The 892-nt window shown below is 70.1% G+C and carries 1 protein-coding gene and 1 pseudogene; both read left to right on the top strand.

Annotated elements, in window-relative coordinates:
• Positions 1 to 244: pseudogene (locus GJ693_RS17285) on the top strand (helix-turn-helix domain-containing protein); the annotation flags it as partial.
• Positions 245 to 258: 14 nt separating this feature from the next.
• Positions 259 to 892 (top strand): YbgF trimerization domain-containing protein (locus tag GJ693_RS16305; protein WP_328598854.1); only part of this gene is annotated, 634 nt, incomplete at its 3' end.

Raw genomic sequence — 892 nt, 5'->3', positions numbered from 1 at the left:
CGGGGTGATCGAGGTGCGGGTGGCCGGCGTGCTGCTGCCGCCACTGGGCGGTCCGGTCGATACGGTTGACGGCGTGGTGCTCACCGCCCCGGCGCTGGCAGCGCGTTTTGCGGCCCAGACCCCGGCCGCAGCTGCCCCGGCGGCACCGGGTCCGCTGGTGCCTGCCCCGGATGATCAACGGCAAGCCGCGCCGACCGTTCAGCGGAGCGCAAGCCCGGCTGGGGCAACACCGGCACCGCGTTGATTTGGGAGCCTGATGTGAACCGCCTGGTTACTGCCGTCGTTGCCGCCGCCATCCTGTCGCCCGCCCCGCTGGCGGCCCAGGCTGTTGATGTGGGCAAGCTTGATCGCCGGGTCGGCACGCTCGAATCGGAAATGCGCGCCGTGCAGAGGAAGGTGTTCCCCGGCGGTAATGCCCGCTATTTCGAACCGGAAATCCCCGCCCAGGCGGAAGCCCCGCCGCCGGCGCCCGAAGCCGCGCCCGCCACCACGCCGATCGCCGACCTTTCCGCCCGCGTCGATGCGCTGGAAGGCCAGATGAAGACGATGACCGGCCAGATCGAGGCGCTGGAATACAAGCTGCGTCAGCTCGACGATGGCCAGCGCCGGTTGAAGGGCGATGTCGAGTTTCGGCTGAACGCGCTGGAACATCCCGGCGGCGTTGCCCCGGCCGATGGCAGCGCGCCGCCGCCGGCCACCGCGCCAGCGACCGGCGGTGCCATTGGAACGGGCACTCTGGCCACCGCGGCATCAACCCCGCCAGCGCCCACCAGTTGCCGAAGAATTTGCGGATCGTGGCCATCATTCGCTCCGCGGCAGCACGAGTTCAACACGCCGGTTCTGCGCCTTGGCTTCAGGCGTATCGGCTCGGTTCACCGGTTCCTGGTCGCCT

The sequence above is a fragment of the Sandarakinorhabdus oryzae genome, assembly GCF_009733735.1.
In the GTDB taxonomy this organism is placed as follows: Bacteria; Pseudomonadota; Alphaproteobacteria; order Sphingomonadales; family Sphingomonadaceae; genus Sandarakinorhabdus; species Sandarakinorhabdus oryzae.
Note: the sequence above shows the minus strand (reverse complement) of the source record. Positions and strands in the feature narration are given on the sequence as shown.